Origin of the sequence: Rheinheimera oceanensis (genome assembly GCF_018831085.1) — a bacterium.
Classification (GTDB): domain Bacteria; phylum Pseudomonadota; class Gammaproteobacteria; order Enterobacterales; family Alteromonadaceae; genus Alishewanella; species Alishewanella oceanensis.
In genome coordinates this window covers 380,492-398,652 of the sequence record NZ_JAGPNM010000001.1, presented here as the reverse complement: position 1 = coordinate 398,652, position 18,161 = coordinate 380,492, and the positions used below count along the sequence as shown (strand labels likewise).

The following is an 18,161-nucleotide window of genomic DNA, read 5'->3' as shown; positions in this document are numbered from 1 at the left end:
GTGTAGTACCGCTATAGGATAACAGTTTAGGCTAAAAGGCAACCGGCGCGCAGTCGCCTTTAGTCTAAGTTATTGCTTTATAACTTCCAGCGCAGGCCTACCATGGCAACATAGGGGTCTATGTCAACATCAACGCTTTGCACTGTAGTGCCATTTATCTGAACCCGGCCGGTAGTGTCGATATCCATTTTGCTTACCATCAGATGCAGCCCTAAGGTGTCGGTGAGTTTAATGTTTACGCCAGCTTGTAACGCCAGGCCAAAAGAGCTTTTTAGTTTTAGCCCGACATTGTCATCAGCGCCTGCGACTTCCAGTGCGTTTAAGGCACCAATCAATTGCGCATCGGCCTTTTCGTTAAAAAACTCAGTGTAATTTAATCCAACACCAACGAAGGGATCAAACATCTGATGCTGTGGCATAAAATGATACTGCGCCAGCAATGTTGGTGGTAAATGCTTGGTTTTACCTACTTTTAAGCCATCTATCGCTGAGCCTTTTACGGTAATATCATGACTGAATGGGGTAGCGGCAATCAACTGTACTGCCCAGTTCGGGTTAATGCGGTAGTCAAATGTCAGGCCCAACTGGGTATTAGTGTTAACGCCAACAGCAGTGGAACCTGATGGCAAACCGGCTACCTGCTCAATAACGTTTAAGCTGGAGCTGCTGTCGTCCGGCGCTACGGTAATGGCACCTATATTAATTGCAAAGTCGGCAGAGGCAGGAGCAGCGGCTAACAGTGAGGCAAGAGTGATAATAGACAGGGTTGTTTTCATAGTGATCTCCACAGATAAGTTCTGTGGCCAATTGTCCGCTTTGCTCAGCAAAGAATATTGGGCTGGATCAATAAAAAAACGGGGCTGATATGAATTCAGCCCCGTAGTTTGTTTTATATCAAATAAAGTCAGTATTACTGAATTTGCCGCGCTGGCCGCTCCTGGCGTTGCACAGTAGCAGCCTGGCGTGGTTCACGTATCTGCTGCTGGCGCACGGCTGGGGCTTGTTGCTGTACCTGAGGTTGCCGTTGTTGCACAGCCGGTTGTTGTCTTGGCTGCTGCACTTGCGGCTGACGCTGCTGCAGCGCAGGTTGCTGCTGCACAGCCGGCTGGCGCTGTTCTGTTCTGAGCTGGCGCTGTTCAGTACGCTGTGGCTGCGTAGTTTGCACTTCACGCTGGCGCAGCTGCTCGGTGCTGATCACCCGCTCTGAACGCTCACGCTGTACAGCCGGCTGGCGCTGCTCTTTTAATTGCTGGTTAAGCTGCTGCTGGCGGCGTTCGTCGCGGTTAACCTCGGTTGGCCGCAGCCGTTGCTCTGTTGATACATTACGTTGTTCTGTTGAGACATGGCGTTGCTGACGTTGGGTGTTGTTGTTAGCCTGCCAGTCACGGTTCGGCATTTTTACCTGCTCAGCTGTTTTACGCTGATAATGCTGCTTGTTTTCCCGCACCGTAACATTACTGTCAACACGGGTATGGCGCACCGGCTGGCCTTGTACTTCACGTGTTGGCTGGCGGTAACCATAGCCTGCGTTGTAATCCCGGTTTAACCGTTCATGGCGGTAATGCACACCACGGCGATGTTCGGTGTTGTGGTGCCAGCGGCGGGCATCTACATAGTGCCTGTGGCGTACTTGTGGTAATAGTGGTGGTGTACTACCACATGGCGATGACGCCAGTCGAAGATACTAAAGTAAAACCAGGGCCGTACATTAACACTTATGCCCCAGTGAAACGGGCTATTGCGGTAATACACGCCTGCAGTATGCCAGTATACCGGCGGGTGGGATGGCCACCACCAGTCGCCATATACCACACGGGTGTCGTATACCGGCACGTAAACCACTTCTTTGCGTGCCGGCTCAATAATTATAATTTCACGTTCGCGTTCTACCACCACGTGTTTAGTGTCATTTAATGAGCCATTGGCATAAGCCTTTTGCCGCAGTGTCTGAATGCTGGCCATTACCTGGGCTTCGTCGGCTAAAAATGCCTCACCAAGCTCCTGGGTCCAGTCCAGATCATTGCTTAGCCGCTCCAGTAATTGTGGAAACGCTACCAGTGCCTTGACGCTTGGGTCCCAGCTTTGTTTTTCTACTGCATCTACAGCGGCTTCGCCGGTCAGTTTAGGGTTATCTTTTACCCAGCGGGCAGCTTGTACTACTTCCAGCGGGTAGGTTGAGGCAATCAGTACATGGGTTAATACGGTATCAGGATACAGGGCTACCGGCGCCAGCATTTGATCCAGCTGCGCCTGTGACAAGGTTTCTTCTTCAGCCCGGACATCAAACGACTGGCTAACCAGCAGCACGCACATCGCCAGCATCCGGCTTAGTTGCAGCATCAGGTTTTTCATCTTGCTATCCTCAGTTTCACCGTTAGCAAATTACTGCACCGACGGCTTTTTGTACAGTGTATAGCTTATAGAGGGATTAGGCTGAATTGAAACTGAACTTTACTGAACCTTTACATAGCAAAACCGGCAGCCAAAGCTGCCAGTTACAATGATGCATTAGCCTGATTATTCTGTGTCGATATAGCGTGCTTTTTTACTGGCTTTTAGCATGGTCATATCTACCAGTACCAGGCCGTCAACGCAGTTGGCAAAACCGGGGTCGGTACCAAAAGCGAGAAACTTCACGCCACCCGGCTCACACAGTTCGCTGTACTGTTTATACAGTGTGGGTACGCTAACGCCCATATTGGCCAGCAAGTGTTTTAGCTGGGTAAAATCCTCCAGGTAGTTATCGCCGCTAAAGTGCTGCTGTAATTCAGATAAAATAGCCTGTGGCAGCTGATAAGGTTGTTTTGACACCGCCGCGCAGGCTGTGTCGCTAAAGTACAGGCTGTAAAAATACACCATAAGATCGCGTGCTGCCTGTGGGTAGCTGTTCGACAGGCTGACACCGCCAAACAGATAGCGGATATCCGGGTTACGTTTTAAGTAAGCGCCAATGCCGTACCATAAATATTCCAGGCTGCGTTTCCCCCAGTAACGTGGTTGCACAAAGCTGCGACCAAGTTCCAGCCCGGCATCAAGATACGGCTGCATCTTGGCATCAAACTGAAACAATGACGCAGTGTACAGGCCATTCTCGCCATATTCCGCCAACACTTTGCGGGTGTTGGCAAAGCGGTAAGCGCCGACAATTTCCAGATCGTCTTTATCCCACAGGATCAACTGTTCGTAGTGGCTGTCAAAGCGGTCAATATCGCGGCGTAAACCACTGCCTTCGCCAACAGCCCGAAAGGCAAATTCGCGTAGCCGGCCAATTTCACGCAGTATCGGCGAGCTTTGCTGATGGCAATACAGGTAAATTTGCTTGCCATCACCGGTTTGGCCAAGCAATTCGCAGGCCTCAACAGCTTTTTTTAGCGTAATACGGTCTTCAGGGTGAGCAATAGCGCTTTGAGTAATAAACAGCGCTGATTTATCTTTAGCCAGCCGGTACAGGTGTTTTTTAAACAGCTTTACTTTGGCCTGAGTTTCCAGCGCCATATTGGCAAAGGCTTCGTAAGGGATCTGCTCACCAATACGCATTTCGAGCTTTTTACGCTGCTGCTTAAACATTTCTTTTACCAGCAGCATGGTTGCCAGCGGTTTGTAAAGCATAGAGGCGCCATAGAATAGCGCTGAGTTACGGCCATCAATAAAAATAGGTAATATTGGTGCTTTGGCATTGCTGGCAAAACGTAAAAAGCCGCTATGCCATTTGCCATCACGAATACCTTCCGGGCGCAGGCGCGATACTTCGCCCGACGGAAATAGGATCAGTGCTCCCTCTGCGGCTAAATGCTGCTGAATATTATCCAGTGCCCGCCGCTCTGTGCCACCACTCATATTGTTTACCGGCAGCAGCAGGTTATGCAGAGGTTCAAGCGCCATCAACAATTGGTTGGCTACTACTTTAACATCGGGGCGAATATCGCTTACCAGCTTTAACAAGGCTAAACCATCCAGCGAGCCGATGGGATGGTTGGCAATAATCACAATACGGCCGGTGGTGGGGATGCGCTCTATTTCGTTGTCGCGCACCGAATAGCGAAAGTTAAAGTAGTCCAGTACCTGTTCAACAAATTCCAGCCCTTGTAAATGCGGATAACGGCTGGCAAAGGCAATAAAGTCCTGCTCATGCAGCAAACGGCGCAAGGCACCTTTTACGGGTTTATATAGCCATGGCTTGTTTGACAGCTGAGGCAGGTTTTGTGCAAGCACTTGTTCGACACTGATCATGGTTTGCTCCGATAACACGGCAGTAGGCTGCGCTCAGGCTAAAGCGGTTGTATGACAATTCAGTGTCGGATTTATGGCAGTTTGCTGAAATTTCAGGCAGCTTTTTTACTACTGGCTGCAAGTGGCAAGGCGGCAATTTTTTCTGTCTGCTCTGTCCAATGATACAATGCCAGGCTACCGTCGGGTTGTTCAATCAGTGCCGTGCAGCTGTCTATCCAGTCGCCATCGTTACAGTAAATAATGCCTTGCTCCAGGCGAATTTCAGCATGATGGATATGGCCGCATACTATACCGTCAAAGCCACCGCGTTTGGCTTTGGCGATAGCCGCTTCACGGTAACGGGCGATAGCTTTTTGTGCGCCCGGTACCTTGCTTTTAATGTAGGCCGCCAGGCTAAAGTAACTACCTCCGGTTAACCGGCGCAGGCGGTTGTACCAGCGGTTTAAAAACAGTAACAAGTCATACAGGTTGTCACCCAGCCAGGCATGTAAGCGGCCAAAGTTAACCTCTTTATCAAACTCATCACCGTGCAGTAGTAACAATTTCTTGCCTTGTGCTGTGGTATGGCTGGCGCGCAGGGCAATACGAATGTTACCAAAGCTCTTACCGGCATATAGCCGCATGGCTTCATCGTGGTTACCGGGGATATACACTATCTCTACGCCTTGCTCGGCTTTATCCAGCAGGCAACGCAGCACTTTGTTCTGGCTGGGTGTCCAGTGCACCTGTTTGCGCATGGCCCATAAATCGACAATATCACCCAACAGATAAATAGTTTGCGCCTGAGTATGCTCAAGAAAGCTCAGCAGATAATCGGCCTGGCAGTCTTTGCACCCCAGATGAACGTCAGATAAAAAGATAGTGCGGCAGTTTAGCATCAGTCTGTACCATGTTATCTTTAGGCATTTCCAGCATCAGCGCGAGCTGTGTCAGCGATATGACGCTTTTTTGAAGCTTTGGTGACCTATGAGCCTTGCCCTAATCATTCCCGATCGTAAACTTGACGATTTACAACAACGCTTAATGCAGGCTTTGCCTGATACTGAAATTGAAATCTGGCCACAGATCAGTAACCCGGCAGCTGTTGAATTTGCCGTAGTATGGAAGCAACCGCACGGCAGCCTGGCCAGCCTGCCAGCTTTAAAAGCCGTGCAGTGTTTTGGTGCCGGGGTGGATGCCATATTGGCTGATCCCACTTTGCCTGCCTTACCTATTGCCCGTATTGTTGACCCTACGCTGACAGATACCATGGTGCGCTATCTTGATGGTGTGGTCAGTTACTACCGCCTGCGCTTAGATATGTTCAGCGCGCAGCAGCGACTAAAGCAGTGGAAGCAGAAAAGTCCAAGAAAGATTGCCCATATTGCTGTGCTTGGTCTGGGTGAGCTGGGCAGCGCTGCTGCCATGCATTTTGTTAGCCTGGGTTATAGTGTGAGAGGCTGGGCCAGAACACCAAAGCAGCTTGAGCATGTTAGTTGTTTTCAAGGTACAGAGGGCCTTGCTAAAGCTGTAGCTGATGCTGATATTGTGATTTGCTTACTGCCGCTAACACCGGCAACGCAGCAGATGCTCTCAGAGAATTTTTTCAGCAGCTTAAAAAACGGTGCCATTTTTATTAATGTGGCACGTGGCGATATTGTTGATGAAGCCGCATTACTGGCAGCGCTTGATAACGGCCGGTTGCAGGCTGCGTGCCTGGATGTATTTTGTCAGGAGCCGTTACCGGCAGAGCATGCACTGTGGAGCCATCCGGCTGTGCTTATTACCCCGCATGTTTCAGCGGTAACAGATGTTGGCGCTGTGGTTGAACAAATTGCTGATAATTACCGGCGTAGCCAACGCGGTGAAGCTTTGCTTAATCCGGTAGATATTGGCAGGGGATATTAAAATGCATACCACAGAGATTACCACCTGGTTTTTGCAGTTTGATGCGCCCACACCAGCGCCGCCGCAATGGCCGGATGGTGTGCAATTAGCAGAAGCTGAAGTTATCAGCCCTGAGTTAAGCCAGTTTATGTTTCGCACTGTTGGCGGCCCCTGGCGTTGGTTTAGCCGCTTAAGCTGGAACTATCAGCAGTGGCTGGATTATTTAACGCAGCAACAGGTTCGTACCTGGCTGCTTTGGGTAAAAGGCACTCCGGCAGGTTATATAGAGCTATTAAAGCACGCCGATCGCAGTGTTGAGATTAAGTTTTTTGGCTTATTGCCGCAATTTATCGGTCAGGGTCTGGGGTTAAAGCTGGCACAAGCCGCTATAGTACAGGCAGCACAGTGGCAGGCCAGCAAAATATGGCTGCATACCTGCAGCGCAGATCATCCGTCGGCGCTGAAAAATTACCAGCAGGCTGGTTTTGTTATTAGCCATATTGAGCACAGTACAGAAGCTTTACCGCAGCTGAATGACAGCCGCTTGCTGGCGGCAGATTTTGTTTATTCAGCGTTAGCGCATCATATTGAAAAGACTGGTTAAATACACAGTTATTGTAACTTTGTTACAACTTAACTACACTCAGTGACGGTTTAAGGAAACTTAGGCCAAGTTGCTAATTAAAATAACAAAATGCGTAACTGAGGTTAGTTATGAGTAAAGCGTCCAGTCGTGGTTTTGGCTTTACCGCAATCGCCGTTGTGGTGTGCTTAATGGCGTTATCGGCATTTTTAACCACAGCCGAAGCTGTCTGTTTGTTGTGTGGCGGATAGCAGGAATCGAATACAGTCAAACGGATTGACTAAATCTAACCCCCGGCTTGCCGGGGGTTAGTTATTTCTGTGTGCCGCGTTTGCTGTGTAACTCTCTGTTTTCACGCTTTTGTTCGGCATTTTTTTGCAGTAAAACATAGGTGGCTGAATAACCACCATGTTGCTTTTGGGCGGTATTACAGGCCAGCACTGTTGGTATTTGCGGTAACCATTTAAATACGTAACTGCGCAATATTGCCGGGTGCGGTTTACTATTGCGGCCCATACCGTGGTGAATAAGCAAAGTGCGCACGCCACGCTTATGGCAATCTTCAATAAAGAAAAACAGCTCACGGCGGGCATCGCTCAGGCTTTTGCCCAGCAGGTTTAATGTGGCGTCCAGCTGATATTTACCCAGGCGTAAATTGCGGTAAACGCCATCCTGTACGCCATCTTTTTTATAGGTGAAGGGCTCGTCCGGCTTTACCAGATCAACATATTCCATGCTGAGATAGTTAGCATCGTACTCCATGTCCTGCTCTGCCGCTTTACGCCGGGCTTGTTGTGCCAGCGTAGGGCTGAACTCACCGTTTTCCAGTAATACAGCATCCTGAGACAATGGCGTTACACCAGACATCTCCTGCAGAAACAAGTCTGATTCATCGTTTTGCATAGTGGGTACTCCTGTCTGATCGGTCGGCAATTATAGCCTGAGTGTTTGTCAGACAAAAGTGTTGCAGGGTTATTCGGCCTGAGTTGCCAGCGGAGTAGTGGCCGGATTTTGCCGGGCGGCTTTTTCGGCTTTACGTGCTTTGGCAAAGCGCAGCAGGTAGTAAGCATTAATTAATAATACTAATAAATTAGAGATAACACCCTGTGGAATAGCAATATGGCTGTAGTAGACGAATAACAGGCTACAGCCAATCAGTGTTGCTAAGCGCAGCCAGAACACATCTTTAATAAAAAACGCGCCAATACAAATTGTTAAGCCAACCCAGCTGATAATATCGAACATAATGTTTTCCATAACGTTTTCCTGCGTATCTGGCTGACTATAATTTGTGCGCATTATGCTGTTCGGTGCAGTGTTACTCAACTGAGGAATTTTGCTGTTTTAGGATTAGTTTAATTAATGGTTGTAATGGCATTGTCATACATAAAACAAAACTTGTTCTACACTTAGTTTTAGCTGAACAAGGAGAGGGTTCACTGATGTTGCCTGCAAAATTATATGAAACGATACCTTACGTTTATATTGCTGTTGGCTGTGCAATTTTACTGGGGATAAACTCCTGGCTGGCCGTTGTTTCCGGGGTGCTTATTGTGTTTGCCGGTGCAGTTATCTGGGTGTTGCGTTCAGATAACCGCCGTTCAGACATTAAAGATGCCAGAAATAAGTACGGTGGGGTTTTACCGTTCTGGTTTTACGAGATGCTACCTTTTAACTACGGCATAGTGGCGATGCTGCTGTTTACCGTTAGTGACAATGTGTACTTTTATCCTTCAGCCATGATTATGCTGGTAGTGGGTATACAGTTATGGCTGTTACGTAGCAGTTATCGTAAACATCAGCGGCCTGTTCCGGTTAAAGCCAGGCCGCTGCGAGTGCGTGGTTAGCTTACTGCCTTAGATCAATGCGGCTGTTTGCAATAGCTTTGGTGGTAATTAACCAGGCTTCCAGGTTTTGCTGCATTGCCGCAGGATCAATTTTATCCAGCGTATCGTTTGGCGTGTGGTGGTAGTCGAAATAATCTGTACCGTCTTGCTGTAAACTGGCAACCGGCACGCCCTGTGCTTTTAAAACAGAGACATCCGGGCCACCAGAGGCTGTGTTATCACCCATTTCTATACCAAGCGGTGCCAGTTTTTGCTGCAATGTTTTACCAAAGGCCAGTGCCTTTTCACCAAAGCCGGTATCCAGCCGCCAGATGCGGCCTGCACCAAAGTCAGATTCTGAAGCAAATACATGCTTATTCAGACTGGCAGCGTGTTTGGCTGCATAAGCACGGGCACCTACTAAGCCACCTTCTTCATTGCCAAACAGCACCACCCGTACCGTGCGCTCCGGGCGGCCTTGTTTTTTCAGTAAAGCGCCGGTTGCCATAACAATGCCTACTCCGGCGCCGTCGTCCAGTGCACCGGTACCTTCATCCCAGGAATCAATGTGGGCGCTTATTAATACAATTTCATCCGGGTATTTGCTGCCGGTGATCTCGGCAATAACATTGTGGCTTATTACTTCGCCGGGTAATTTGTTCTGCATTTGTAAGTGCAGTGTCAGCTCTGGCTGGCGGTTTAGCATTTTAGCCAGTTGCATGGCGTCAGGCACCGAGATCGCAGCGGCGGGGATCCGTGCGACTTCATCGTTGTAACGCATAATGCCGGTATGGGCAAAACGGTTAATACTGGTACCCACCGAGCGGATAATAATAGCTTTGGCGCCCAATTTTGCTGCTTCTACCGCACCCTGAGCGCGCGCGCCAACCACTGAGCCATAAAAGGTACCCAGTTTGTCTTTACCCATACTTTTATTAATAAAAACGATTTTATCTTTTACCAGCGCAGCATCGGCTTGTTTTAGCTGTTCCAGGCTGTCAAACATCACTACCTGAGCATTAATCCCGTCAAACGGCGTAGCGACAGAACCACCTAAAGCGGTAACAACCAGATTTTGATGAAAAGGTGCACTGACACTCAGGCTGGCATTGCCCCGCTCCCAGTACTGCATGCTAAATGGCTCGGTCCAGACTTTATCGTAGCCCAGCTGTTTAAATTTCTGCTCTGCCCAGGCTACTGCTCTGGCATCGGCTTCGCTACCGGCCAGACGCTGGCCTACTTCTACCGTTATAGATTCTGTCAGCTGATAAGCCAGGGTGTTATCCAGTGTAAGTTCCTGAGCTGAGATTTGCAGGCTAAGTGCGGTTGCCAGCGTGGTTAACCATAATTTCATCGTTGTTTGTTCCTTTTGTTATTGTAGTGCGCAGACTGTAGCACTTTTTTTTTCGCTGCCGAAGTTATGCACGCTAAAAGCTGCTGTTTGTCAGACTAACAGAGGTGTTCACCGCTGAGGTAAAGCAGAAAGTGTTATTCTTTGTTAAATAAGAATGATTATATTGTCGCTCTATAAGGAAGGCGGTAATATCGGGCCGTCCGGACATACAGGTACACGAAATGAATTTACAGGATATGCTGAAAAATTCTGCTAAAGCAGTAAAGCTGTTAAAAGCAGTATCCAATGAGCGGCGTTTATTAATCCTTTGCCATTTGCTGGAAGGGGAGCTGTCGGTAGGGGAAATGAATCAAAAACTGGAGCTGAGTCAGTCCGCATTGTCGCAGCATCTGGCGTTGTTACGCCGGCATAAGCTGGTAAAAACCCGCAAAGAAGCACAAACGGTATTTTACAGCCTGAACAGCAAAGAAGCTGAAGCGCTGATTGCATTACTGCATAAGTTATATTGCTCTTAATAGCGGATAGCGAAAACAAAAAAGCCGGCTAATGCCGGCTTTTTTGTTGGAACTGTGTCTTAAGCAACGCTTAATGCTTTAACATGGGCATTTAAACGAGCTTTATGACGTGCTGCTTTGTTCTTGTGGATCAGACCTTTAGCGGCCATACGATCCAGAACAGGCACCATTTTCTTGAATGCTTCAGTTGAAGCAGTTACGTCAGCAGTTAATACCGCTGCGTAGGTTTTCTTTATGAAAGTACGCATCATAGAACGTTGTGAAGCATTTTGCTGACGACGTTTTTCTGATTGAATTGCGCGCTTCTTAGCAGACTTAATGTTAGCCAAGGTAACACTCCTAAAAAACTAAACCGGACCCATCAAAGGCCGCATAATATGCCTATTTAATGGCCCGTTGTCAAATGCTTTAACGGTAAAGACGCAGATTTTAATCCGGTGGCCTACTGGTAATCTGCGTTAATAAAGGGGCAAAATAGCAGCTTGCCAGAAGAAGGAAGTTTAAGTGTCTGCAAAGTTATTAAAATCAGGCCTCATCGTTAGTTTTATGACGTTAATTTCGCGTGTACTGGGGCTGGTACGCGATGTAGTAGTAGCCAACTTTATCGGTGCAGGTGCCGCTGCCGACGTATTCTTTTTTGCTAATCGTATTCCTAATTTTCTGCGCCGCTTATTTGCTGAAGGCGCTTTTTCGCAGGCCTTTGTACCGGTGCTGGCCGAAGTAAAAGCCAAACATGGCGATGATGCAGTGCGCGAATTGCTGGCTAAAGTAGCCGGCAGCCTCGGCGTTGTTGTTACTCTGGTAACATTGTTTGGGGTGATTGCCTCGCCTCTGGTAGCGATGCTGTTTGGTATGGGCTGGTTTGTTGAGTGGCTAAATGATGGCCCTGAAGCACATAAATTCGAACTGGCCAGCCTGATGCTGAAAATTACTTTTCCTTATTTGTGGTTTATCAGCCTGGTGGCGTTATCGGGGGCCGTGCTTAATACCTATAATCGTTTTGCTGTGGCAGCTTTTACGCCGGTGTTTTTAAATATCGCTATGATTGCCTGCGCGGTTTATATGGCACCCACTATGGAAGAGCCTGCGCTGGCGTTGGCATGGGGGGTATTTATCGGTGGTGTAGTGCAGTTGTTGTTTCAACTGCCGTTTTTAGCCAAAGCCGGTGTGCTGGTGTGGCCAAAGTGGGGCTGGCGCGATGAAAATGTCACTAAAATCCGCAAACTTATGCTGCCAGCACTGTTTGGTGTGTCGGTCAGCCAGATAAATTTACTGCTTGATACCGTAATTGCCTCGTTTTTGCTCACTGGTGCGGTTAGCTGGCTGTATTACTCTGACCGGTTAATTGAGTTTCCGCTGGGTTTATTTGGTATTGCTATTGCAACGGTAATTCTGCCAAATTTATCCCGCCATCATGCCACTGCTAATACCGAACGTTTTAGCCATACGCTGGACTGGTCACTGCGCTTTGTTGCCTTGTTTGGTATACCCGCAATGGCGGGTTTAATGGTGTTGTCGCAGCCGATTATTGCTTTGCTGTTTATGCGTGGCGAGTTTAGCCAAAATGATGTGCTGATGGTGTCGTACAGTTTAATTGCTTACAGTACCGGCTTATTAAGCTATATGCTGATAAAAGTGTTGGCGCCGGGTTTTTATGCGCGCCAGGATATTAAAACACCGGTACGTATTGGCATTATTGCCATGGTAGCCAATATGGTGTTTAACCTGATGCTGGCACCTTTTTTAAGCTATGTCGGTCTGGCGCTGGCTACGGCTATGTCAGCCAGTTTAAATGCATTTTTACTGTACCGTGGTTTAAAACTGGCCGGGGTATACCAATTAAGTAAAACCAGTCTGGTATTTTTACTCAAGCTGGTTATTGCCAGTTGTCTGATGGCGGCATTGCTTTATTGGCAAACACCAACACTGGCACAGTGGGTGCAGCTTAGTTTTACTGCACAGGTGTGGCGTTTAAGCGCATTGTGTCTGCTGGCCGTTGCCGGGTATTTTCTGTTATTGGGGCTGCTTGGTGTGCGTTTGCGGCATTTTAAAGCCAATTCTGTTGCTGAAAGCAAATGATTAAGTGGCTATAATGCGCGGTTTATAATCAGTACTCAGAAACGGCAGGCATGGAGTTAATTCGCGGCTTACACAATATTCAGCCCCGGCATCGTGGTTGTGTGCTTACCATAGGTAATTTTGATGGTGTGCATTTGGGGCATCAGGCCGTGCTGCATAAAGTAGTGGCTATCGCCAGGCAAATGCAATTGCCATCTTGCGTGATGCTGTTTGAACCGCAGCCGTTGGAGGTTTTTGCCGGCGCTGCTGCACCCGCACGTTTAACGCGGTTTCGGGAAAAATACACAGCATTGGCGCAGTTGGGTATAGACCGGTTGTTATGTGTTAATTTTACGCCCGCGTTCGCAGCTCAGGCACCTGAGCAGTTTATTCAGCAGTTGTTATTAAAACAGCTTGGTGTGGCACATTTAATTGTCGGTGATGATTTTCGCTTTGGCAGTAACCGTAGTGGCAATTTTGAGCTATTGGCATTAGCAGCTGAGCAGTATCAATTTAGCTTATACAGTACCTCAAGTTTAGTGTTAGGCCAGCAACGGATCAGCAGCACCTTGATCCGTCAGGCATTGGCAGATGACAATTTAACGCTGGCGGCAGAGATGCTGGGCCGGCCTTTTGCCCTGACCGGCCGCGTGCGGCATGGTCGCAAATTAGGCCGCGATTTGGGTTTTCCTACTGCCAATGTATTTTTATACCGGCGTAAGCTGCCGGTAGCTGGCGTGTATGCTATTACGGCGAACACGGTCTTTGGCCGCTATTACGGCGTAGCCAATATTGGCAACCGGCCGACTGTGCAAGGCCAGCGGCAGCAGCTTGAAGCGCACTTGTTTGATTTTAAAGGCGATTTATATGGTAGCCAAATAGAAGTGTTATTGCGGCATAAGTTACGTAATGAACAACGCTTCGACGGTTTAGCTGCATTACAACAACAAATTGCTGCTGATGTGAGAGCAGCAAAAGCATTTTTTCAGCATGACGCTTTAACATCAGCGCATGCCACTACTGATAAGACGGAACCCAACGGATGAGCGACTACAAGCATACCCTGAATTTGCCGGAAACGGCTTTTGCGATGCGCGCCAATCTGGCGCAACGCGAGCCGCAAATGCTGGCAAAATGGACCGAAGCCGATTTATACGGCAAAATCCGTGCAGCCAAAAAAGGTAAAAAAACCTTTATTCTGCACGACGGCCCACCCTACGCTAACGGCAATATTCATATCGGGCATGCGGTTAATAAAATTCTGAAAGATATTATCGTTAAAGCGAAAACGCTGGACGATTTTGACGCACCCTATGTACCGGGCTGGGACTGTCACGGCTTACCGATTGAGCTGGTAGTCGAGAAAAAATATGGTAAGCCGGGTACCAAGCTGACACCAGCAGAATTCAGGCAGAAGTGCCGTGAATACGCTGCCACGCAAATTGATGCACAGCGTACTGACTTTATCCGTTTAGGTGTACTGGGCGATTGGCAAAACCCTTACCGCACTATGGATTACGGCTTTGAAGCCAATATTATCCGCTCGCTGGGCAGAATTATTGCTAACGGCCATTTACAGCAGGGTTTTAAGCCGGTGCACTGGTGTACTGACTGTGGTTCAGCGCTGGCTGAAGCCGAAGTGGAATATCAGGACAAGGTATCACCGGCCATTGATGTGCGCTTCGCCGTGGTTGATGAAGCGGTGGTTGACCGTTTTGATCACCCGCAAGGCAAACGCGGCAGCGGTAAAGTATCGGTCGTGATCTGGACCACCACACCCTGGACAATCCCGGCCAACCGGGCGGTAGCATTAAATGCCAAACTGGATTACAGCCTGGTGCAGGTAGAGCAGGGGCCATTGGGTGCTGAGCGCCTAATTATTGCTACCGATCTGGTAAAAGACGTGATGGCGCGCGCCGGTATTGAACACTACCACGCATTGGGTTTTGCCAAAGGCGCAGCACTGGAATTAGTGCCATTACAGCACCCGCTTTACGACTTTAGCGTACCGCTGATCATGGGCGAGCACGTTACCACTGAATCCGGTACCGGTTGTGTGCATACGGCGCCTGGCCATGGTCAGGAAGACTTTATTGTCGGCAAGCAATATAACCTTGAAGTGGCTAACCCGGTAGGCGCCAACGGCGTTTACCTGCCGGATACACCACTGTTTGCCGGTCAGCATGTATTTAAAGCCAACGACAGCGTAGTAGAGGCGTTAAAAGAAGCCGGTGCGCTGCTGGTGCATAAGGCATACAAGCACAGCTACCCGCACTGCTGGCGGCATAAAACACCGATTATTTTCCGCGCCACACCGCAGTGGTTTATCAGCATGGAACAGCAGGGCCTGCGTGCTACGTCGCTTGAGCAGATTGAACAAACCCGTTGGATCCCGGACTGGGGCCAGCAGCGGATTGAAAAAATGGTGGAAGGCCGGCCAGACTGGTGTATCTCACGTCAGCGCACCTGGGGTGTGCCGATAGCACTGTTTGTTGATAAAGACACCGGCGCATTGCATCCTAATACTCAGGCGTTAATGGAGCAGGTGGCCAAGCTGGTTGAGCAGGATGGCATTCAGGCCTGGTTTGATTTAACCGCTGAAACCTTGCTGGGTGACGATGCAAAACAATACGTTAAGGTAACAGACACCCTGGATGTCTGGTTTGACTCCGGTGTTACCCATGCCTGCGTGGTCGAGGTCCGTCCGGAATTTGGCGGCGCTGATCAGGCTGATTTATATCTGGAAGGTTCCGATCAGCACCGTGGCTGGTTTATGTCGTCCTTGATGACCGGCGTTAGCATCAAGCACAAAGCGCCGTACAAACAAGTGCTGACCCACGGCTTTACCGTAGACGGTGATGGTCGCAAGATGTCGAAGTCTTTAGGCAACGTGGTATCACCACAGGATGTAATGAACAAGTTAGGCGCCGATATCCTGCGCTTATGGGTTGCCACTACCGATTACACTTCAGAGATGACAGTGTCGGATGAAATATTAAACCGCGCAGCGGATAAATACCGCCGCATCCGCAATACCGCGCGTTTTTTACTGGCTAACTTAAACGGCTTTAACCCGGCAACCGATTTAGTAGCGTTTGATAAGATGGTTGAACTGGACCTGTGGGTAGTAAACCGTGCCGCTAAGTTGCAGCAGGAAATCATCGACGCGTACGATAACTATCAATTCCACCAGGTTAGCCAGAAACTGATGAACTTCTGTACTGTGGAGCTGGGTAGTTTTTATCTGGATGTCATTAAAGACCGCCAGTACACCGCTCATACCGACAGCGTAGCGCGGCGCTCGTGCCAGACCGCGTTGTATCATATTGCGCAGGCGATGGTGCGCTGGATGGCACCGGTAATGAGCTTTACCGCCCAGGAAATCTGGCAGGAGTTACCTGGCCAGCAGACGGAATTTGTGTTTACTGATGTCTGGTATACCGGTTTTAGTGGTGTCACTGCCGGTAAGTTTGATGATGCCTTCTGGCAGCAATTGCTGCAGGTGCGTGATGAAGTGAACAAAGTACTGGAAGCGGCACGGCGTGAAGACAAAATCGGTGCATCACTGCAAGCTGAAGTAACCTTATATGCTTCAGCAGCGCTGGCCGCAGATTTAGCTAAACTGGGTGACGAGCTGCGCTTTGTACTGATCACCTCTACAGCTCAGGTAAGTACCGGTAATGCCCCGGTAGATGCGGTACAAACTGAATTAGCCGGCTTAAGCGTGCAGGTAGCAGCTTCAACAGCAGCCAAATGCGGCCGTTGCTGGCATCACCGCCATGATGTGGGGGCTAATGCTGCACATGCCGAGTTATGCCTGCGCTGCGTGAGTAACGTAGAGGGCGAAGGCGAACAACGGGCGTTTGCATAATGGCATTATTTAAAGATACCGGCTGGCGCCTGTGGTGGTTAATGCTGTTGGTGCTGGTAGCCGATCAACTGAGCAAACAGGTAGTGATAGCCAATATGCAGCTGTTTGATTCGATTGAACTGCTGCCGTTTTTTAACTTCACCTATGTGCGTAACCATGGTGCGGCGTTTTCGTTTTTAAGCGATGCCGGCGGTTGGCAGCGCTGGTTTTTTACCATTATTGCTGTGGTAATAAGCTGTGTGCTGGCGGTATGGCTGGCGCGCAACAGCAGGGCACAGTTAAAGCTTAACCTGGCGCTGAGTTTAGTGCTGGCCGGTGCTATAGGTAACTTAATTGATCGCAGTATTTATGGCTACGTAATAGACTTTTTTCATCTGTACTATCAAAACTGGCATTATCCGGCGTTTAATATTGCCGATTCGGCTATCTGTATTGGTGCAGCTTTACTTATTTGGGACAGCTTTAGTAATAACGAGGTGAAAAAGTGACAAACGCAATAATCGGTGCCAACAGCAGCGTTATTTTTCACTTTGATATTAAGTTGTCTGATGGCAGCGCGGCAGAAAGCACCCGGGTGCACAACAAACCGGCTAAATTGCAAATGGGCGATGGCAGTATCTCGCCGGCGTTTGAAGCGCAGCTGAGTGGGCTGGCAGCCGGCGATAAAAAAACCTTTACGCTGGCGCCAGAGGATGCCTATGGTATGCCGAACCCGGATAATATTTACTATGTTGATCGCAGTAAGTTTTCTGCCGATGCACCGGCTAAGGCTGGTATGATTATCGGCTTTACCATGCCGGATGGTTCTGAAATGCCCGGTCTGGTACGTGAAGTGGTAGGCGAGTCAGTGACGATAGATTTTAACCACCCGCTGGCCGGGCAAACGCTGACCTTCAGCGTTGAAATAGTACAGGTAAGCTGAGTTATGGATATTCTATTAGCCAATCCGCGCGGTTTTTGCGCCGGAGTAGACCGTGCCATCAGTATTGTTGAGCGCGCGCTGGAGCTGTACGAGCCGCCGATTTATGTGCGCCACGAAGTGGTGCACAATAAGTTTGTCGTAGACGGCCTGCGCCGTCGTGGTGCGGTATTTGTTGACGAGCTGAACGAAGTGCCGGATGGCAATATCGTTATTTTCAGTGCGCATGGTGTGTCACAAGCCGTGCGGGAAAACGCCAGACAACGCGGTTTAAAAGTATTTGATGCTACCTGTCCGTTGGTAACCAAAGTGCATATGGAAGTTACCCGGGCCAGCCGCAAAGGCATCGAATGTATTTTGATTGGCCACGCAGGCCACCCGGAAGTAGAAGGCACCATGGGCCAGTATGATAACGCCGATGGTGGTATTTATCTGGTGGAGTCGGTTGATGATGTAGCGGTGCTTAAGGTGAAAAATCCGGCCCAACTGTGTTTTAGCAGCCAGACTACCTTATCGGTGGATGATACCGCTGATGTAATAGATGCACTGCGTGAGCGTTTCCCGGAAATTGAAGGCCCGCGCAAAGACGATATCTGTTACGCCACGCAAAACCGGCAGGATGCGGTGCGCGATTTAGCCGGCAAAGCCGATTTATTGCTGGTGGTAGGGGCAAAAAACAGCAGTAACTCCAACCGCTTACGCGAACTTGCTGATAAAATGGGCTGCACGGCTTATTTAATTGATACCGCTAGTGATATTCAGCAAGCCTGGCTTGAAGGCGTAAAAGCAGTGGGCGTAACAGCCGGTGCGTCGGCGCCTGAAGTGCTGGTGCAGCAGGTCGTCAAACAGCTGCAGCAATGGGGTGGTAAAACGGTAAGTGAAAACCCCGGTCGCGAAGAAAATGTGGTATTTGCTATCCCGGCAGAGCTGCGTTAATAC

Annotated in this window: 19 protein-coding genes; 10 read left to right on the top strand and 9 right to left on the bottom strand. The window is 49.1% G+C overall.

The features are described 5' to 3' along the window. Positions 1-77 precede the first annotated feature (77 nt). The 5 genes from J3B89_RS01865 to J3B89_RS01845 all read right to left on the bottom strand — a co-directional run bounded on the left by J3B89_RS01865 (position 78) and on the right by J3B89_RS01845 (position 5,108). The gene (locus J3B89_RS01865; protein ID WP_215395812.1) at positions 78-776 is read right to left on the bottom strand and encodes an OmpW/AlkL family protein; all 699 of its coding nucleotides are present in this window, start codon (positions 774-776) and stop codon (positions 78-80) included. Between the two features lie 134 nt (positions 777-910). Further along, on the bottom strand, positions 911-1,567 hold the full coding sequence (locus J3B89_RS01860) for a hypothetical protein (protein ID WP_215395811.1): 657 nt from the start codon (positions 1,565-1,567) through the stop codon (positions 911-913). 41 nt (positions 1,568-1,608) lie between these two features. After that, positions 1,609-2,352, bottom strand: coding sequence for a DUF3300 domain-containing protein (locus J3B89_RS01855; RefSeq protein ID WP_215395810.1), 744 nt, complete (start codon positions 2,350-2,352; stop codon positions 1,609-1,611). A 165-nt stretch (positions 2,353-2,517) separates the two neighbouring features. Beyond that, positions 2,518-4,230 carry a bifunctional ornithine lipid synthase OlsF gene (gene olsF / locus J3B89_RS01850; protein ID WP_215395809.1) on the bottom strand — a complete coding sequence of 571 codons (1,713 nt, stop codon included), beginning with the start codon at positions 4,228-4,230 and terminating at the stop codon, positions 2,518-2,520. 92 nt (positions 4,231-4,322) lie between these two features. Beyond that, positions 4,323-5,108, bottom strand: a complete 786-nt coding sequence (locus J3B89_RS01845; RefSeq protein WP_215395808.1) for a UDP-2,3-diacylglucosamine diphosphatase — start codon at positions 5,106-5,108, stop codon at positions 4,323-4,325. Positions 5,109-5,196: 88 nt separating this feature from the next. Between J3B89_RS01845 and J3B89_RS01840 the strand changes: the two genes are divergently transcribed. Beyond that, the gene (locus J3B89_RS01840) at positions 5,197-6,117 is read left to right on the top strand and encodes a 2-hydroxyacid dehydrogenase (RefSeq protein ID WP_215395807.1); all 921 of its coding nucleotides are present in this window, start codon (positions 5,197-5,199) and stop codon (positions 6,115-6,117) included. A 1-nt stretch (position 6,118) separates the two neighbouring features. Then, positions 6,119-6,700 (top strand): GNAT family N-acetyltransferase, encoded by a 582-nt coding sequence (locus J3B89_RS01835; protein WP_215395806.1) that lies wholly within the window; start codon positions 6,119-6,121, stop codon positions 6,698-6,700. A 291-nt stretch (positions 6,701-6,991) separates the two neighbouring features. On the opposite strand, the gene smrA is transcribed toward J3B89_RS01835, so the two are convergent. Together smrA and J3B89_RS01825 are read right to left on the bottom strand one after the other, a co-directional pair. Beyond that, entirely contained in the window at positions 6,992-7,582 is a 591-nt protein-coding gene (gene smrA, locus J3B89_RS01830; RefSeq protein WP_215395805.1) for a DNA endonuclease SmrA, read from the bottom strand. Between the two features lie 69 nt (positions 7,583-7,651). Further along, positions 7,652-7,936, bottom strand: a complete 285-nt coding sequence (locus tag J3B89_RS01825; RefSeq protein ID WP_215395804.1) for a hypothetical protein — start codon at positions 7,934-7,936, stop codon at positions 7,652-7,654. Positions 7,937-8,121: 185 nt separating this feature from the next. Here J3B89_RS01825 and J3B89_RS01820 point away from each other — a divergent pair, with 185 nt between their 5' ends. Further along, complete coding sequence (locus J3B89_RS01820) at positions 8,122-8,526, top strand: hypothetical protein (protein ID WP_215395803.1); 405 nt, start codon at positions 8,122-8,124, stop codon at positions 8,524-8,526. Between the two features lies 1 nt (position 8,527). Here the strand turns inward: J3B89_RS01820 and J3B89_RS01815 are convergent, their stop codons facing one another. Then, a complete protein-coding gene (locus J3B89_RS01815; protein ID WP_215395802.1) occupies positions 8,528-9,859 on the bottom strand; it encodes a M28 family peptidase in 1,332 nt (443 codons plus the stop codon). 221 nt (positions 9,860-10,080) lie between these two features. Between J3B89_RS01815 and J3B89_RS01810 the strand changes: the two genes are divergently transcribed. Next, positions 10,081-10,374, top strand: coding sequence for an ArsR/SmtB family transcription factor (locus tag J3B89_RS01810; protein WP_068228627.1), 294 nt, complete (start codon positions 10,081-10,083; stop codon positions 10,372-10,374). A 59-nt stretch (positions 10,375-10,433) separates the two neighbouring features. On the opposite strand, the gene rpsT is transcribed toward J3B89_RS01810, so the two are convergent. After that, complete coding sequence (rpsT, locus tag J3B89_RS01805) at positions 10,434-10,703, bottom strand: 30S ribosomal protein S20 (RefSeq protein ID WP_068228633.1); 270 nt, start codon at positions 10,701-10,703, stop codon at positions 10,434-10,436. A gap of 175 nt (positions 10,704-10,878) precedes the next feature. Here rpsT and murJ point away from each other — a divergent pair, with 175 nt between their 5' ends. The 6 genes from murJ to ispH are packed head-to-tail and all read left to right on the top strand — an operon-like array spanning position 10,879 to position 18,158. Then, the gene (murJ, locus tag J3B89_RS01800; protein WP_215395801.1) at positions 10,879-12,453 is read left to right on the top strand and encodes a murein biosynthesis integral membrane protein MurJ; all 1,575 of its coding nucleotides are present in this window, start codon (positions 10,879-10,881) and stop codon (positions 12,451-12,453) included. 50 nt (positions 12,454-12,503) lie between these two features. Then, positions 12,504-13,478 carry a bifunctional riboflavin kinase/FAD synthetase gene (ribF, locus tag J3B89_RS01795; RefSeq protein WP_215395800.1) on the top strand — a complete coding sequence of 325 codons (975 nt, stop codon included), beginning with the start codon at positions 12,504-12,506 and terminating at the stop codon, positions 13,476-13,478. Then, positions 13,475-16,303: an isoleucine--tRNA ligase gene (gene ileS / locus J3B89_RS01790; protein WP_215395799.1), complete on the top strand. Its 2,829-nt coding sequence runs from the start codon at positions 13,475-13,477 to the stop codon at positions 16,301-16,303. Before ribF ends, ileS begins: the two co-directional genes overlap by 4 nt. Next, positions 16,303-16,791: a signal peptidase II gene (gene lspA, locus J3B89_RS01785; RefSeq protein ID WP_215395798.1), complete on the top strand. Its 489-nt coding sequence runs from the start codon at positions 16,303-16,305 to the stop codon at positions 16,789-16,791. The genes ileS and lspA overlap by 1 nt, the downstream gene beginning before the upstream one ends. Further along, positions 16,788-17,225, top strand: a complete 438-nt coding sequence (gene fkpB / locus J3B89_RS01780) for an FKBP-type peptidyl-prolyl cis-trans isomerase (protein ID WP_349814177.1) — start codon at positions 16,788-16,790, stop codon at positions 17,223-17,225. The genes lspA and fkpB overlap by 4 nt, the downstream gene beginning before the upstream one ends. Positions 17,226-17,228: 3 nt before the next feature. Then, a complete protein-coding gene (ispH, locus tag J3B89_RS01775) occupies positions 17,229-18,158 on the top strand; it encodes a 4-hydroxy-3-methylbut-2-enyl diphosphate reductase (protein ID WP_215395797.1) in 930 nt (309 codons plus the stop codon). The last annotated feature ends 3 nt before the right edge of the window (positions 18,159-18,161 follow it).

Bases quoted from the DNA above. Each gene is read 5' to 3' on its own strand.
- J3B89_RS01815 (WP_215395802.1), bottom strand. From the start codon at position 9,859: ATGAAATTATGGTTAACCACGCTGGCAACCGCACTTAGCCTGCAAATC.
- J3B89_RS01825 (WP_215395804.1), bottom strand. From the start codon at position 7,936: ATGGAAAACATTATGTTCGATATTATCAGCTGGGTTGGCTTAACAATT.
- J3B89_RS01810 (WP_068228627.1), top strand. From the start codon at position 10,081: ATGAATTTACAGGATATGCTGAAAAATTCTGCTAAAGCAGTAAAGCTG.
- ispH (WP_215395797.1), top strand. From the start codon at position 17,229: ATGGATATTCTATTAGCCAATCCGCGCGGTTTTTGCGCCGGAGTAGAC.
- J3B89_RS01865 (WP_215395812.1), bottom strand. From the start codon at position 776: ATGAAAACAACCCTGTCTATTATCACTCTTGCCTCACTGTTAGCCGCT.
- J3B89_RS01840 (WP_215395807.1), top strand. From the start codon at position 5,197: ATGAGCCTTGCCCTAATCATTCCCGATCGTAAACTTGACGATTTACAA.
- J3B89_RS01855 (WP_215395810.1), bottom strand. From the start codon at position 2,352: ATGAAAAACCTGATGCTGCAACTAAGCCGGATGCTGGCGATGTGCGTG.
- ribF (WP_215395800.1), top strand. From the start codon at position 12,504: ATGGAGTTAATTCGCGGCTTACACAATATTCAGCCCCGGCATCGTGGT.
- ileS (WP_215395799.1), top strand. From the start codon at position 13,475: ATGAGCGACTACAAGCATACCCTGAATTTGCCGGAAACGGCTTTTGCG.
- J3B89_RS01835 (WP_215395806.1), top strand. From the start codon at position 6,119: ATGCATACCACAGAGATTACCACCTGGTTTTTGCAGTTTGATGCGCCC.
- smrA (WP_215395805.1), bottom strand. From the start codon at position 7,582: ATGCAAAACGATGAATCAGACTTGTTTCTGCAGGAGATGTCTGGTGTA.
- olsF (WP_215395809.1), bottom strand. From the start codon at position 4,230: ATGATCAGTGTCGAACAAGTGCTTGCACAAAACCTGCCTCAGCTGTCA.
- lspA (WP_215395798.1), top strand. From the start codon at position 16,303: ATGGCATTATTTAAAGATACCGGCTGGCGCCTGTGGTGGTTAATGCTG.
- J3B89_RS01820 (WP_215395803.1), top strand. From the start codon at position 8,122: ATGTTGCCTGCAAAATTATATGAAACGATACCTTACGTTTATATTGCT.
- J3B89_RS01845 (WP_215395808.1), bottom strand. From the start codon at position 5,108: ATGCTAAACTGCCGCACTATCTTTTTATCTGACGTTCATCTGGGGTGC.